General features: G+C 71.6%; 12 protein-coding genes and 1 pseudogene. 5 read left to right on the forward strand and 8 right to left on the reverse strand.

Going from position 1 to position 14,510, the window contains the following annotated elements:
• Positions 1 to 311 precede the first annotated feature (311 nt).
• Together PPSIR1_RS26790 and PPSIR1_RS43890 are read left to right on the forward strand one after the other, a co-directional pair.
• Complete coding sequence (locus PPSIR1_RS26790; protein ID WP_157596026.1) at positions 312 to 1,805, forward strand: hypothetical protein; 1,494 nt, start codon at positions 312 to 314, stop codon at positions 1,803 to 1,805.
• 91 nt (positions 1,806 to 1,896) lie between these two features.
• On the forward strand, positions 1,897 to 3,786 hold the full coding sequence (locus PPSIR1_RS43890; protein WP_006974332.1) for a CIA30 family protein: 1,890 nt from the start codon (positions 1,897 to 1,899) through the stop codon (positions 3,784 to 3,786).
• A 19-nt stretch (positions 3,787 to 3,805) separates the two neighbouring features.
• Here PPSIR1_RS43890 and PPSIR1_RS26800 read toward each other — a convergent pair whose 3' ends face one another.
• The 6 genes from PPSIR1_RS26800 to PPSIR1_RS26825 all read right to left on the reverse strand — a co-directional run bounded on the left by PPSIR1_RS26800 (position 3,806) and on the right by PPSIR1_RS26825 (position 9,327).
• Entirely contained in the window at positions 3,806 to 4,894 is a 1,089-nt protein-coding gene (locus PPSIR1_RS26800; RefSeq protein ID WP_006974333.1) for a TlpA family protein disulfide reductase, read from the reverse strand.
• A gap of 115 nt (positions 4,895 to 5,009) precedes the next feature.
• Positions 5,010 to 6,296: a hypothetical protein gene (locus tag PPSIR1_RS26805; protein ID WP_045116810.1), complete on the reverse strand. Its 1,287-nt coding sequence runs from the start codon at positions 6,294 to 6,296 to the stop codon at positions 5,010 to 5,012.
• A gap of 21 nt (positions 6,297 to 6,317) precedes the next feature.
• Positions 6,318 to 7,070 (reverse strand): glutathione S-transferase, encoded by a 753-nt coding sequence (locus tag PPSIR1_RS26810; protein ID WP_006974335.1) that lies wholly within the window; start codon positions 7,068 to 7,070, stop codon positions 6,318 to 6,320.
• Between the two features lie 10 nt (positions 7,071 to 7,080).
• On the reverse strand, positions 7,081 to 7,362 hold the full coding sequence (locus tag PPSIR1_RS26815) for a DUF427 domain-containing protein (protein ID WP_006974336.1): 282 nt from the start codon (positions 7,360 to 7,362) through the stop codon (positions 7,081 to 7,083).
• Between the two features lie 38 nt (positions 7,363 to 7,400).
• On the reverse strand, positions 7,401 to 8,621 hold the full coding sequence (locus PPSIR1_RS26820; protein ID WP_006974337.1) for a metallophosphoesterase: 1,221 nt from the start codon (positions 8,619 to 8,621) through the stop codon (positions 7,401 to 7,403).
• Positions 8,622 to 8,676: 55 nt separating this feature from the next.
• On the reverse strand, positions 8,677 to 9,327 hold the full coding sequence (locus PPSIR1_RS26825; protein WP_157596027.1) for a hypothetical protein: 651 nt from the start codon (positions 9,325 to 9,327) through the stop codon (positions 8,677 to 8,679).
• A 221-nt stretch (positions 9,328 to 9,548) separates the two neighbouring features.
• Between PPSIR1_RS26825 and PPSIR1_RS26835 the strand changes: the two genes are divergently transcribed.
• Positions 9,549 to 11,177 carry a vWA domain-containing protein gene (locus PPSIR1_RS26835; protein WP_045116811.1) on the forward strand — a complete coding sequence of 543 codons (1,629 nt, stop codon included), beginning with the start codon at positions 9,549 to 9,551 and terminating at the stop codon, positions 11,175 to 11,177.
• Here PPSIR1_RS26835 and PPSIR1_RS26840 read toward each other — a convergent pair.
• Together PPSIR1_RS26840 and PPSIR1_RS26845 are read right to left on the reverse strand one after the other, a co-directional pair.
• Positions 11,164 to 11,571, reverse strand: a pseudogene (locus tag PPSIR1_RS26840) (redoxin domain-containing protein); the annotation flags it as partial. The gene PPSIR1_RS26835 and the pseudogene PPSIR1_RS26840 overlap by 14 nt on opposite strands.
• A 12-nt stretch (positions 11,572 to 11,583) precedes the next feature.
• Positions 11,584 to 12,015 carry a hypothetical protein gene (locus tag PPSIR1_RS26845; RefSeq protein WP_006974342.1) on the reverse strand — a complete coding sequence of 144 codons (432 nt, stop codon included), beginning with the start codon at positions 12,013 to 12,015 and terminating at the stop codon, positions 11,584 to 11,586.
• A 391-nt stretch (positions 12,016 to 12,406) separates the two neighbouring features.
• Between PPSIR1_RS26845 and PPSIR1_RS26850 the strand changes: the two genes are divergently transcribed.
• Positions 12,407 to 13,396, forward strand: a complete 990-nt coding sequence (locus tag PPSIR1_RS26850; protein ID WP_006974343.1) for a beta-ketoacyl-ACP synthase III — start codon at positions 12,407 to 12,409, stop codon at positions 13,394 to 13,396.
• Between the two features lie 324 nt (positions 13,397 to 13,720).
• Complete coding sequence (locus tag PPSIR1_RS50850; RefSeq protein ID WP_006974344.1) at positions 13,721 to 14,464, forward strand: helix-turn-helix transcriptional regulator; 744 nt, start codon at positions 13,721 to 13,723, stop codon at positions 14,462 to 14,464.
• The last annotated feature ends 46 nt before the right edge of the window (positions 14,465 to 14,510 follow it).

Genomic DNA, 14,510 nt, shown 5'->3' on the forward strand with positions numbered 1-14,510 from the left:
ACCAATCCCAGCAAAGGTCGCGGCGACGCCAGCTGAGGGCCCACCGACGCGGCCTGCGACGCGGGTTGGGAACACCGGTCACCCGCTCGGGGTCGACGATGCATGCCCACCCAGCGGCCGGCCCGAGCGCAGGGTGCGTGGAATGGCGCGCGCAGGTCGAGCCTCCGCGGCGCTCGTCAATTCCAGCGCTGCGGACGAACCGACGGGCGGGGCCGCACCGCAAACTGTCGAGATCTCGCATGTGAGCACTGGCGAAAAGTACAAAGCACGACGGACCTCAACCTGCGTGTGCACTCGTCGAGATTCGGTATATGTTTCTGACAGCGCGTCCCAGCATGTTCCCCGCAGGCCAGGACATCGCGGTGACCCTGTGTTGTGCACGGGCGGACACCGCTCTCATCCAACCCGTCGTCGAACGCCTCGAGTCCGAGGGCGTGTGGACGAATTTGGTTGAAGGCGTCGCGGAGGATCCCTTCCTGCTCGGCTCGGCGATCGACGAAGAGGCCGGCGCGTGCGTGTTCGTGATCTGCCAGAGCGCGGCCCTGGGCAACGCCGAGTACCGCCGCCTGGTCGGCATCCACAACGCGCGCAAGGGCCCTCGCCACGCGCTCATCGGCCTGTCCCTCGATCCCGAGGAGCCGCTGCGCATGGTCGAGGCGATCAACTCGGCCATCGCCATGGCCCAGCGCAACCAGTCCGACGAGAGCATGAGTCGGGGGGCGATCCAGACCGGCGCGAGCGAGTCGAGCATCCTCCGCCTGCGCGACGTCGTCGGCGTCACCACCATCGACGCGATCGGGACCGACGCCGAGCCCCCGCCGACGCAGCGCGTGACCGTCCGCAATCGCAAAGAGCGCGCCCGCGCCAAGGAAGCCTCCGAGACCCTCGAGGCCAAGCTCGCCGAGCGCCGCGACAAGCTCGAGGCCGCCCGCGCCGCGCGAGACAAGCTCCCCGACGCGCCCAAGCGCCCGCGCATCGAGCAGGCCAAGCGCCGCCTCGCCCGAGAGCGGCGCGGCAGCGGAAGCTGGTTCATCGCTGGCTTCGCGGGCATCGCCTTCTTGCTGCTCGCCGTGTTCGCCCTCATCGGTCCGGACCTGGGCGGGGACGACTCGGACACCGAAACCACGCGCTCGGGCGCCGCCGCGCAGCCGCGCGCCAAACAGGGCGCCCCCCCCACGGTGGCCGGAGATGACAAGGCGCCGGGCAAGGCGCTGACGACCAAGACCGAGGAAGTGCCGAACGAGTCGGACTCGGGCGCGGACGAGCCCGCCGCGACGGAAGACGGCGCCGCGATACAAGCCGGCGAGGCCGCGGGCTCCGACGAGTCCGACAGCTCGGGAGCGGCCGAGGCCGAGCCCGCCCAAGCCGAGGACACAGCCGAGCCCGCCGACGCGGAGGAGACGGCCGCCCTCGAGCAGCCCGAGCCCGCGCCCGCCCCCAGCAGCGAAGACGCCGACGTGCTCGCGGCCGCCATCGCCAAGGGCGAGCTCCAGTCCCTCAACCTCCTCGTCATCGCCCCCGACGAGGGCCCCTCGACCTGGATGAGCGCCGCGAACCTGTGCCGGAACAAGCGCTTCCAGGGCGTCCGCGGCTGGCGAATGCCGACCCTCAACGAGCTCAAGGCCCTGCGCAAGGCTCGAATGCTGGGCGAGGAGCGCTACTGGTCCGCGACCCTCGCCCGCAAGCACGGCACGGGCAAGGATCACGTCTACGTGTTCTCTCGCGCCGTCTACCTGCCCGAAGCCGTCGCCAAGGCCGACGAGGGCGTGCACGCTTTTTGCGTGCTCGACCGTAGCCAAGGTTGAGGGGCTGAGAGGGTCGGGAAGGCGGGGCGTTGTCGTCCACGACCGAGCCCGAAGACCGGGAGAGCCACGGGGCGCTGCTAGTCTGCGCGGGATGACGAAGCCCTCGACCCTCTGGGTGCTCGCCCCACTGCTCGGCGCCCTCGCGTGCGACAAGCCCTCCGAGGCGCCCAAAGACAGCGGCCCGGCGCTCCCCTACCGCGTCGAGGGGCCGGCCCTGGTGTTCGACGACGTGCGCGTGTTCGACGGTGAGCGCGACCTCGGGATCCAGGACGTGGTCGTCGAGGGCGAGACCATCCGCCACGTCGGCGAGGCCCTGCTGCCCGAGGCGCCCGAGGCCGCCGGCGTCCAGCGCATCGACGGCAAGGCCGGCGCCATGACCTTGATGCCCGGGCTCATCGACGCCCACGTCCACGTCACCAGCGCGGCCGACCTCCAGCGCGCCATGGTCCTGGGCGTGACCACCGAGCTCGACCAGTTCATGTCCGAGCGCTCCATGACCATGATCAAGCGCCAGCAGGCCAAGGGGCGGCTCCTCGACCACGCGGACCTGCGCTCGGCGGGGGTCTGCGCCACGCCGCCGGGGGGCCACGGGACGGAGTACGGCGTCGAGATCCCCACGGTGTCCTCGGTCGGCGAGGTCGAGGGCTGGACGCGCGACCGCGTCGACGCGGGCGTCGACTGGATCAAGATCATCTACGACGACGGGCACGCCGTCGGCCGCCCCTTCGCCGTCCTCGACGAGGCCACGCTGACCGCCCTCATCGAGGCCGCCCACGCCGCGGGCCTGCGCGCGGTGGTCCACGTCTCCGACCTCGAGGCCGCGCGCACGGCCCTGAGCGCGGGGGCGGACGGCCTGGCGCACCTGTTCTTCGACGCCGAGGCCGATCAGGCCTTCCTCGACCTGGCCGTCGAGCGCCAGGCCTTCGTCACGGACACCCTCGCGGTCATGCACATGGCCTGCGCGGACCCCCACATCGTCGCGCTGCTCGAGGACGAGGCCCTGCTCGAGCTCGCCGATCCCCAGCGCGTGATCGCCATGCGCGAGGGCGTGCGCGGGATGGCGGGCAGCGGCCTCGACTGCGGCGCCCTCGATGCCAACCTGCGCCGCCTCCACGAGGCCGGCGTCGACTTGCTGGCGAGCACCGACGCGCCCAACTTCGGCCTCGAGCACGGCCTGGGCATGCACGTCGAGCTGGCGCTGTGGGTCCAAGCTGGCCTCGAGCCCATCGCCGCCCTGCGCAGCGCCACGGAGGTCCCGGCGCGGCGCTTTGGCCTCGACGACCGCGGCCGCGTCCAGGCGGGCCTGCGCGCGGACCTGGTCCTGGTCGAGGGCGATCCGCTGGCTGACATCGCGGCCGCGCGCGCGGTCGTCGGGGTCTGGAAGGCCGGGCATGCCGTCGACCTCGACGCCCGCCGCGAGGCCGTCGCCGAGCGCCGCGCCACGCTCCGCGCCTTCCAAGAGGCCCCGCCGCCCCCCGGCAGCGAGTCGGGCCTGGTCTCGGACTTCGAGGATGACGGCGACCGCGACGGCCTGAACGCCCGCTTTGGCGCGTGGAGCCCGTCCACGGACCAGCTCATGGGCGGGAGCTCGACGGTGACCCTCCGGCGCATGAAGGGCGCCGAGGGCAGCATGGGCGCCCTCGACATGCGCGGCGAGGTCGTCCAGCCCGAAGGCGCGCCGGCTTGGGCCGGCGCGAGCTGGGTGATCCAAAAACCCGCCAACCTCAGCTCCTTCACCAAGCTGAGCTTTTGGGCCCGGGGCGCCCCCGGCCGCTACGCCGTGATGCTGTTCACCCAGCACCGCGGGGGCATGGGCGCGACCCAGAGCTTCGAGCTCGGAGACGACCCCGAGGCGTGGACCCGCGTCGAGCTCGAGTTCGCGGACTTTGGCGTGGAGCTCTGGGACGCCACGGCGCTGTTCGTGGGCGCCACCAAGGCCGGGCCCCTCGAGCTGCGCATCGACGATCTGCGCTTCGATTGAGAACCTGGACGAGCGGGGCTCAGTCGCCCTCGTCCTCGCCCTTGCCCTTGCCCTCGCCGTACTCCTTGGGCTCCACGCCCAGGATGTCAGCGGCGAGCATCATCTTCCAAAAGGGGATGAGCCCGCGCTCGGCCATGCTCACCCGGCCCCCGTCGGCGAGCACGACCATCCCGGCCTCCTCGCCCACCTCGAAGGCCGCCCGGGCCTCCGCGGCCCCTTCGGCGTCGGGGGCCACGAGCGGCCAGCCCTCGACCTCCCAGCCGTCCGCCTCGCCGATGACCACGCCGCCGATCTTTGCGCGCTCGTCCGGCCCCCAGTCCGCGGTCAGCAGCCGAGCCAGGCGCACCGAGGGCTTGGCGATCTGCTCGAAGGACTCCTGCATGTCCCCCTCGAAGCCGCCGTCCTCGAGCCCGGGGATCTCGCTGCGGGCGACCTTGCGATCGAGGAACACGAGCACGCAGTCGCGCTCGCGGCAGCCCGCGTCGTCGAGCCCGCCCACGGAAAAAGCCGGCGCGGGCGGGCCCGGCTCGGGCTCCTTCGCCCCCAGCAAGGTCCCCAGCTCGGCCAGCGCGGCCTCGTCGAGGTCGCCGGCGTGGCGCATCGCGACCTCGCCCTGCTCGTCGAGCACGACCAGGCCCAGGTGCCCCTTGGGCAAGTTGAAGGCCGTGGTCAGGGCGCCGCCGTAGTCGATGTAGATCGGCCAGCGCATCTCGGCGCGCATCGGGCCGACGAACTCGCGCTCGATCTTGCTGCGCATCACCACCGCCCCCGCCGGGGCGTCGCCCACGGAGTAGACCACCACGTCCTCGGGCATCTGCCAGCGGTGCATGGCGCGGTGGATCAGCTTGCCCTCGCCGCCGCTCATGCTCTCGCGCCCCTCGATGAGCAGCACGACCTTCTTGCCCTGCAGGTCGCCGAGGCGCACGGCCTCCATGGGCCCCTGGGCGGGCAGCTCGAGGTTCGGGATGCTGACCTCGGCCTCGATGGCCTCGAGCTCCTCGGGGATCTCCTCGACCTCGGGCCACAGCGACCACGCGGCCGCGCCGAGTCCGAGCAGCACGACGCCCACGCCGAGGGCCACGATGCGGAGGGTCTTTCGAGCCGGCATGGCGCGGAGTATAGCGGCGGCAACGCTGACGTCTGCGGGCCGGCCACAGCCGCGAGATTTGGGCCAATCGACCCCGCTGCGGCCATCTTCGCGGCTTCCGCCAGGCGCGCAGGTGTCAGCGAAGCACGATCTCGCCGGTCACCCGGACCGCGCCCAGGCCCTCGCCGATGAAGCGCCACTTCTTTTTGACCCGCGGCAGCAGGCACGCGAGCACCTCGGGGTCGCCGCCGCCCTTGGCCTCGACGGCGAGCACGGAGCCGCCGGTGAGCTTCAGCTCGAGGGTGAAGGTCTCGCCCTCGACCTGCCCGAGGGCGTTGACGTGGCACACCAGCCAGTCCCGGGTGTGACTTCGGAGCAGGCGCTTGGCGGCCTCCTCGTTGACGCCGCCCTCGACCTCGAGCTTCTTCAGGCGAAAGCTGGCCTGCTTGTCCGCGGGCGCGTCGCCTTCGCGGCCGGCCTCGCCGTAGCTCCCCGAGTTGCCCATCCCGATCGTGCCGAGCCCGGACCCGTAGTTCGGCCCCGTGTTCGAAGGACCCACCCCGTGCACGCCGAGGCCCCCGTGCCCGATCGACACGCTGCCGTCGAGGTCCGGCCCCTTCATGAGCTCCCCCCACACGCTCTCGCCTCCGGTCACCGTGGCCACGACCGCCTGCTTGGCAAAGCACAGCTCCCCCGAGCCGCCCCCCTTGGGACCAAACCTGGCCGTGAAGCAGCTCAGCTCCAGCGGGGCCTCGCCCTCGGTGGCCGGCGCGACCGTGACGGCGCGCCCCGGCGTCCAGTACTCGTGCACGAGGGCAGCCCTCCCCGCCGGGCGTCCGTCGGGCCAGCGCGCGCGCGTCCCCGCGGGGATCTGCCGCTCCTCCTCGACCTCCGTCGGCCGGACCACGCCCGGCGGGAGGTTCCCGTCAAGGCCGTCGAAGATCTCCGACGAGGTCTCGGGCGGCTCGGGGAGCTCACCGGCTGCAGGCGCCGGCACGGCCACGCCCGTCCCGGCCGGCACGAAGGCCTCCAGGAGGTAGAGCTGGGCGCCGGGAACTTCATAGTTGTTCGGGGTCTCGCGCGAGCTCCCGAGCTCGACCGTCCACCAGCCCGCGGCGCCCTCGGCCTGGCCGAGCACGCGGATCCGCGGACCCACGTCCGGCCCCGTCGGCGCGTCCGGGCCCGCGATGGTGAAGCGGGTCGCCGCCTCGCTCGGCGCCGTGAACAGGGTCGTCGACCAGGGCACGCGAACCCAGCCCGACTCGGGCAGCGAGGCCTCGGCGAGCTCTGACGGCGCCGGCGGGGTCTCCAGCCCCGTGCTCGCCTTGGGCGGCTGCTCGGGCTCCCCGCCGCTGCAGCCGGCGACCAGCCCCAGCGCGACCCCAACAAAGCAGACGCGGCTCATCCATGCGCGGCGCAGCATCGCGCCATGTTAGCAGGCGCCTCAGTCCTCTGGCGCGATGTCCAGCTCGGGGTAGCGCCGAAAGATGCCGTGCTCGTTGAAGGCCAGGCGCCGGGGCGAGGCCAGGTAGGCGGCGACCCGCTCGCGCTTGGCGACCCGCTCGCGCAAGGCCGCGAGCTTGGGCGCGTCGGCCATGTGGTGCGCGAAGGCGGTCGGCAGCGCCCACGCGATGCCCTCGAGCAGCTGAAAGAGCGCCAGGTCGACGTAGCTGTGCCGCCCGCCGATGCAGTGCGCCCCGTCGCCGCGCTCGAGCACGGCCTCGAAGTAGCGCAGCCAGCGAGGCAGGCGCCCGCGGACGAAGGCCGTGGTGTGCTCGACCGCCGCTTCCTTTTGGTCCTCGTAGTAGAGCCCCTTGCCGAGGGGATGGTGGCAGTCGTGGAGCTCGGTGGTCACGTCCGCGACGGTCAACATCAAGGTCAGCGCCTGGGCCTGGGCGAGCGCGCCCTCCGGAGCCAGGCCAAAGCGCACGCCGAGGAAGTGGCAGATGTTGGGCATCTGAGCGATGCGCTCGCGGCGGCCGTCCTCCTCGACGATCAACATCGGCGGAGCGAACACCGGGAAGCCCTCGCCCTGCCCGCCCATGCCCCCGCGGATCGCCTCGAAGCCCCCGCCCTGCTCCTCGGGCAGGCGCCCGACGTCGACGTAGGCGACCCCGGCGTCCTCGAAGATCAACCGGGGGAACTCGCCGCGCCCGGGGAGCACGGGCCAGTAGAGGAGCTCGTAGGTCGTGGCCATCGCGTCGAGCCTACTCGCTGACCTGAACCCCGCGCCAGAACGCGACCCGCCCCTCGATGTGCTTGGCGGCCTCCTTGGCCTCGGGATAAAACCACGCCGCGTCGACGTTGCGCTCGCCGTCCACGACCGCGGTCAGGTAGCTCGCCGTGCCCTTCCAACCACACACGGTGTGGGTCTCGCTGGGCTCGAAGGCCGACGCGTCGAGGGACGCCCGCGGGAAGTAGTGGTTGCCCTCGACGACCACGGTGTCGTCGCTCTCGGCCAAGACTTTGCCCTTCCAGATCGCTCGCATGGCCCATCCTACGCGGACCTCGGCGACCCGTTACGAGCTCAGGCCCGGACCAGGCGCAGCAAGGTGATCTCCGAGGGCGAGCCCGCGCGGTTGGGCGGACCCCAGTAGCCCGTCCCCGCGCTCACGTAGATCTGCGAGTCGCCGTGGCGCGACAAGCCCCGCACGTAGGGTTGGGCCAGGTAGATCAGCAGGCTCCCCGGGAAGTACTGGCCCGCGTGGGTGTGGCCGCTGAGCTGAAGGTCGAAGCCGGCCTCGGCGGCGGCGTAGATGCTGCGCGGCTGGTGGGCCAGGAGCAGCGAGAGGTCGTGGGCGGGGGCGTCGGCCTTCGCGGCCGCGGGGTCCGAGCGCAGCTTGGGCACGTGGCGCTCGACGTGCAAGTCGGGCACCCCCGCCACGAGCAGCCGCGCGGCCCCGCGCTCGACGATGCGGTGCTCGTTGATCAGCACCGTCGGCCCGAGGCTCGCCACGTGCTCGCACCACGCCGGGCCGTCCCAGTAATACTCGTGGTTGCCGGTCACGAAGAACACCCCGTGGGTCGCCTCGAGGCGCCCGAGGCCGCCGAGCTCCGGGCCGAGCTGCTCGACGAAGCCGTCGACGAAGTCTCCGGTCAGCGCGACCAGGTCGGGGGCGAGGGCGTTGGTCGCCTCGACGACCTGGTCCAGCCAGGTCCCGCGGATCGTCGGCCCGACGTGTACGTCGCTGAGCTGGGCGATGCGCAGGCCCTCGAGGTCCGGGTGCAGGTCGGCGATCGCCACGTCCACCTCGACGACCCGCGGCACACGGCGGGCCGCGGCGAAGCCCACCGAGCTCAGCCCCACGGCCCCGCCGACGATGCCGTAGTTGGCCACGTCGGCGAAAAAGCGCCGGCGATCCATGGAGCTCGGCGCCTCGCTGGCCGCGGCCGCTTCGGCGGCGTCGGCCTTGCGGCGCTCGAACAAATAGCGGCGCACCGCCAGCGAGGCCTGGGCGATCATCCGCGGCACGTCGACGGCGATGGTCAGCGCGACCAGCAAGGTCCCCACGCCCATGAACACGAAGGCCACCCACGGCAACACGCCGCGGTGGGCGTCGAACAGGCCCATGCGCGGCCCGAGGAAGCCGAGGATCGGCACGAGGTAGATGGCCACCACCGCCCCGGCGATGGTCCGCCGCGCCCACACCGGGTACTCGGTCCCCCGCAGGATCAACCGCCGCGCCACCCACAGGTGGAACAGGGCCCAGATCGACAACACGATGATCAGCGTGACGGCGCGGCTCATGGACGAGCGGGCATGGTCGCACGGCCCTCGTCAGGGCGCCCCCCAAGTGGGCGGATCAGACCACCTCGTAGACCAGCTCGATGGCGCGACCGCGGCGCTCGACGCCAACCTCGACGCCCTCGCGCACGCGCCCCGACCAGTGGCTCACGTAGCGCACGCGATCGCCCGAGCGCAGGCCGAGGGCGAACAGCGGCGTCCCGGCCCGGATGTTGCGCAGCTCGATGATCGCGCGCTCGCCCTCGGGACCGAGCAGCCAGTCGAACTCGTCGCCCGCGCTGGGCTCGTCGACGACCTCGAAGTCCGCCACGGACAGGCCGTCGAGCAGGCGCCGATCGACCTGGTAGTGGTAGCGAGCGCGCTGCTCGATCCACGGCGCGAAGGTGTCGTCGAGCGCGTCCATGCCGTCCTCTGGAGGCCGGAGGACCTGCTGACAACCGCCCGCGCGCACCCGCTGGCGGGGCGGCGGACCCCAGGCCAGCTCGGCCTCGGTGGACGCGGTCGGCAGCTCGGGGCTCGCCCCCCGCAGCTCGATCTCGACCTTCGCGGTCGCGCTCGCTTCGAGCACCTCGCCCTCTCGCTCGGGCTCGGCCCCGTGATCGCGCAGCTCGTGGATGAGCCAGCCGGCGTGGGCCGTCGCGCCGAGCACGATGGCGGCGAACCAGGGGACGAAGGTGGTCTTGTATCGCTTGCGGCTGGATGCGGTCATCGCAGGACCTGATTTGCAAGCCATGTTCCCCGCCCACGCGCCCGCCTTTGTCGTCGACATCACTCACTTTTTCGCGCTGCCGCAGGCGCCGGCGCGGCGGGCTCCCGACAGCTCGACGGGGTGGAGCGAACGCCCCTGACACTTCGTCAGCACGCCCGCACGTCGCTGACGATCTGCCGACGGTGCAAACCGAAGCCGAGCACAGTCCGTTGACCTCGGCCGTGGCCGCTCCCTCTCCCCGCGCTCCCCTGACCTCCCTCGCCGCGCTCGTCGGGCTGTGTGCCTGCACCCCGACCAACGCCGCGCCCATCGACACCCAAGGACCCGACTCGGGCCAGGGCGCCACGCTGACCCTCGCCGAGCCCGAGCCCGAGGCCGACGCTCAGCCCGGCGCGGCCGAAGAACCCGAGACCAAAGCGCCCCAGCGCCCCGACAGCCTCGGCGAGTTCGTCCGCGCCCACGACGGCCCGGTCCACCTCGAGTTCATCAGCCAGTACGGCTACGTGCACGTGGCCGAGGACGCCGGCCAGCCCTTCGAGATGCCGGCGATCATCCGCCTGTCCGCCGACGACGAGGCGGGGCAGGGCCCGCGCCCGGGCCTGGACCTGGCCATCGTCCTCGACCGCTCCGGCAGCATGGGCGGCGACAAGCTGCGCTTCGCCAAGCAGGCGGGCCTCGACCTGGTCAACCGCCTCGACGAGCAGGACCGGGTCACGCTGATCAGCTACGACGACACCGTCACGCCCCTGAGCAACCTCCAGCGCGTGGACGACGACGGCATCGAAGTCCTGCGCCGCCAGCTCCTCGACATCCAAGTCGGCGGCACCACGGCCCTGGGCCCGGCGCTGTTCATGGGCCTGCAGCGCCTCGCCGCCCCCGAGCCCTTCGGCCCCCAGACCCGCACCGAGGCTCGCCACGACCGCCTCCGCCACGTGATCTTGCTGTCCGACGGCATCGCCAACGTCGGCGAGACCCGCCCCGAGGTCATCGGGGGCCGGGTCGCCGAGCACTTCGGCGGGGGCGTGAGCGTCTCGACCCTCGGCATGGGCCTCGACTACAACGAGGACCTCATGACCCGCATCGCCGACGAGGGCGGCGGGCGCTACCACTTCATCGAAGACGCCGAGTCCATCCCCGCCATGCTCGGGGACGAGCTCGCGGGCCTGACCGCGACGGTCGCCTCGGAGGTCGACTCCGTGTTTGCGACCCTGCCTGGGACCGACGTGACCGAGGTCTACGGCTACACCCAGACCGTCGCGGGCAGCGACACGACCATCCGCGTGGGCTTTCTGGGCGCGGGCCAGTCCCGGGAGATCGTCGTCAACCTGCGCCTCGACCCCGAGCAGGTGCGCGGCTGGGCCCCCGGCGAGCGCGTCGAGCTGGGCGAGGTCGAGGTCCGCTACCGCCTGGTCACCGGCGCCACGGAGGGCGGCCCCGCGCCCATGCGCAGCCTCGCCGTCCCGGCCACCGTGCTCGTCGCCCACGACGCGGCCCAGGCCCGGGCCTCCGAGCGCACCGAGGTCACCGTCCGCGCGGCCGAGGTCGCCGCGGCGCGCCACATTCAGGCCGCGAGCGTGGCCGTGGACCAGGGCGACTTCGCCGAGGCCCAGCGCCTGCTCGAGAGCGCGAGCACGGACTTCGAGGCCCTGCGCGACGAGGCCGAGAGCGAGGAGGTCCGCGAGATGCTCGACTCGCAGCTGAGCGACCTCGAGGAGGCCGCGAGCTCCATCGAGGACGCGCGCAGCTCCGCCGCCGAGCGCAAGAAGTACAGCAAGAAGTACAAGGCCTCGTCCTACAGCAAGGGCAAGGGCAGCAAGACCAAGAAGAAAAAGTCGGTCAAGAAGAAGTAGGCGCGCCGCCGAAGGCCTCGGCCAGGGCGGCGTCGACCCGGGCCTGGTCGCTGCGCAGGCGGTAGTCGCTGGCCTGATCGATCCATTGGATGACCCCGCGCTCGTCGACGAGGATCGTCGTCGGGATCGCCATGCTCTCGAAGCCCCGGGGGATGCCGAGCGGCAGGCCGAACAGGCGGAACATCGGCGAGGTGACGGTCAGCGCCTTTTGGTGCTCGAGGCCGAAGCGGCGGATGACCGTCAGCTCGGCGTCGCTCAGCAGCGTGATCGGGTCGAGGCGATCCTCTGCGAAGTGCCTGGCCGCCTTATCGACGGGGTCCCGGGACAGGGCGACCACGCGCACGCCGAGGCTGTCGAAGTGGGGCTGCATGGCCACGAACCGCCGCAACTCGGCGGAGCAGTAGGGTCACCAGTGACCGCGGAAGAACTTGATCAGCACGCGATCACCCTCGAGCTCGGCGCTGGAGAAGGCCCGGCCGTCGTGGGTGGTCGCGGCAAAGGCCGGCAAGGGATCGCCCACCGCGACGGCCGGCTGCGTGTCGGGGGTCGGCGCCTGGGTCAGCAACCACAAAAAGAAGGCCGCGTTGCCCACGGACACGGGCGCCAGCGCCAGCGCGAGCCACGGCAGGCCCCACGCGAGGTTCGGCGCGGACAGGCCCGCGAGCACGGCCGCCAAGCCGGCCAGTCCCGCGAACACCATGGCCGCCGCGTGGCCGACCGGGCGCACGGGGACGCGCTCTTGGGAAACGCGCCAAAAGTAGTGAACCCAGACGCCCAGGCCCACCGCCACGCCGAGGCCCGCGAGGGCCCAGCTCCACCACACGTCGAGGGTCGGCACGGGTGAGCCTACGAGCCTCCCCGCCGTGTTGTTTCGGCTCGGGACACGCGAACTGGATTCGCTCGCTATGGGCATCTCGCGCGCTTTGAATCGACGATCTTCGAGTGAAGTGCGTTCTCCCGACGAAGCACGCTGCACCCCGCAGCGTGAACGAAACTCGCCGTCCCTCGAGGGCACCTCGGGCAACGATGCCGCATCTTCGAGATAGGCTCAGCCAGGGCGAAAAGCGGCCCGTGAACGCCCCTGCGCGACGGCGTGTACCGGCTCGTCGCCTGCACGAATCGCACGCGTCGCGAAGCGCCTCGCGTGAGTCCAAGCCCGAGGCTCTGCTAGCCAACGACGACGGCACTTGCGTATATCCTCGAGTGGGCGCACGAACGCGTGCGCCGAGGTGGACCAAGTGAAGCGATTCAAGATTCTCGCAACCGGTACGGCCTTCCCCGAAAAAGTGCTGACCAATGCGGACCTCGAGAAGATGGTCGATACCTCGGACGAGTGGATTACCGATCGTACGGGCATCAAGGAGCGGCGCATCGCCGACGACGAGACCTCTTCGTCGACCCTCGGCGCGGCCGCCTTGCGCAGCGCCTGCGAGCAGGCGGGCATCGAGCCCGGTGAGCTCGACGCCCTGATCGTCGCGACCTCCTCGGCCGACACCATGTTCCCGTCGACGGCCTGCTGGGTGCAGCAGCGCCTCGACATCAAGGGCAAGCCGGCCTTCGACGTGGCCGCGGGCTGCAGCGGCTTCCTCTACGCCCTCGAGGTCGCCGCGTGCATGCTGACCGCCGGCTCGTGCAAGCGCATGGCGGTCGTCGGCGCCGAGGTCATGAGCAAGGTGGTCAACTGGAAGGACCGGACCACCTGCGTGCTGTTCGGAGACGGCGCGGGCGCGATGATCATCGAGGCCACGGACGAGGACCGCGGCCTGGTGTCCTCGAACTGGGGCGCCGACGGGACCCTCGCCCCGATCCTCTATCAGCCCGCCGGCGGCACCCAGATGCCCGCCACCGAGGAGACCGTCGCCAAGCAGCTGCACACCGTCGCCATGCAGGGCAACGCGGTGTTCAAGCACGCCGTCCGGGCCATGACCTCCGCCGGGGTCCAGGCCGTCGCCGACGCGGGGCTGAAGACCGAGGACATCGGCCTGCTCATCCCCCACCAGGCCAACATGCGCATCATGGAGGCCTGCCGCACCCGGCTGAAGGTGCCCAAGGAGCGGATGTTCTCGATCGTCGACCGCTACGGCAACATGTCGGCGGCCTCGATCCCCGTGGCCATCCACGAGGCGCGCGAGGCCGGGCGCATGCCCGAGGGCACCAACGTCGCGCTGGCGGCTTTTGGCACCGGGCTGACCTGGGCCGGTGGCATCTTGCGCACCTAGGCGCTCCATCACACGTGGTGCATCCACCACTCCAGCCCGGCGTCCGCCGGGCTTTGTTTTTGGCGCCCGCTGAAACTTTTCGCTGGCACCGGGCCTTGAATTGGTGTGGCACGCGTGATCCTGCGCTGGCGAGGACCCGAATCGCTCCCAAGGATGCGTTCAGGTGAGGGTGTCGCGGTTGACGCCGCTCAAAAAAATCCTCGGACCCGTGATTTAGACCCAAATTCGCTGGAAGAGAACAGCTTTTGTCAGCTTTCTTCTGAAGCGTGCAACTTTGAGAGTCGCCCAGACGAACTCTCTGGCACCCCATCCAGGAGACCGCTCATGTTCGATCGTCACGCCGCCTTGGCCCAAGCCCCCGCCCTGACCCCCACCTCGCTGACCGCGATCCCGGTGGCCATCGTCAGCGACGATCCAAAGGTCAAGGCCTCCGTCCACACTCGCCTCACCGCTGCCCGCGAGCTCGCCGTCGTCGATGACCCCGGCCAGGCTCGCGTGCTCATTTGGGACGCGCACACCATCGAGGAAGAGGACGGGCTGCCGCGCCTGCCCGCCGCCGCCGATGAGGCCAGCGTCCAAGGTGAGCCCCCTGCCCTCGTCGCGCTCTTGCCCGACGGCGTCGATCCCCTGCCCCTGCTCGCCGTCGGCGTCCGGGCCCTCGTCGCCCGCGATGCCGGCACCCAGCGCCTGCGCGCCTCGGTGCTCGCCGCCGAGCTCGGCCTGGTCGTCCTCGACGAGGATCCCAGCGACGCCCTCGTGGCCAGCTGGTCCCCCGGCGAAGAGCCCGAGGCCAGCCCCGCGCCCACGCCCGCCCCGGCCAAGCCCGAGCCGCGCGTGGCCAACAAGCCCGCGAGCGCCCCCGAGAACAACCTGCTCACGCCCCGCGAGCGCGAGGTCCTCGAGCTCCTCGCCGACGGCCTGTCCAACCGCAACATCGGCGAGCGCCTGGGCATCTCGGCGCACACGGTCAAGTTCCACGTCGACGCGCTGCTCGACAAGCTCGACGCGCGCTCGCGGACCCAGGCCGTCGTCCAGGCCATCCGCCGCGGCCTGCTCGAGCTCGCCTAGGCGAAGCGCCGATCCAGTCCAGTCCAGTCGTTCACACGCGTGGGGG

Source organism: Plesiocystis pacifica SIR-1, assembly GCF_000170895.1.
In the GTDB taxonomy this organism is placed as follows: Bacteria; Myxococcota_A; Polyangia; order Nannocystales; family Nannocystaceae; genus Plesiocystis; species Plesiocystis pacifica.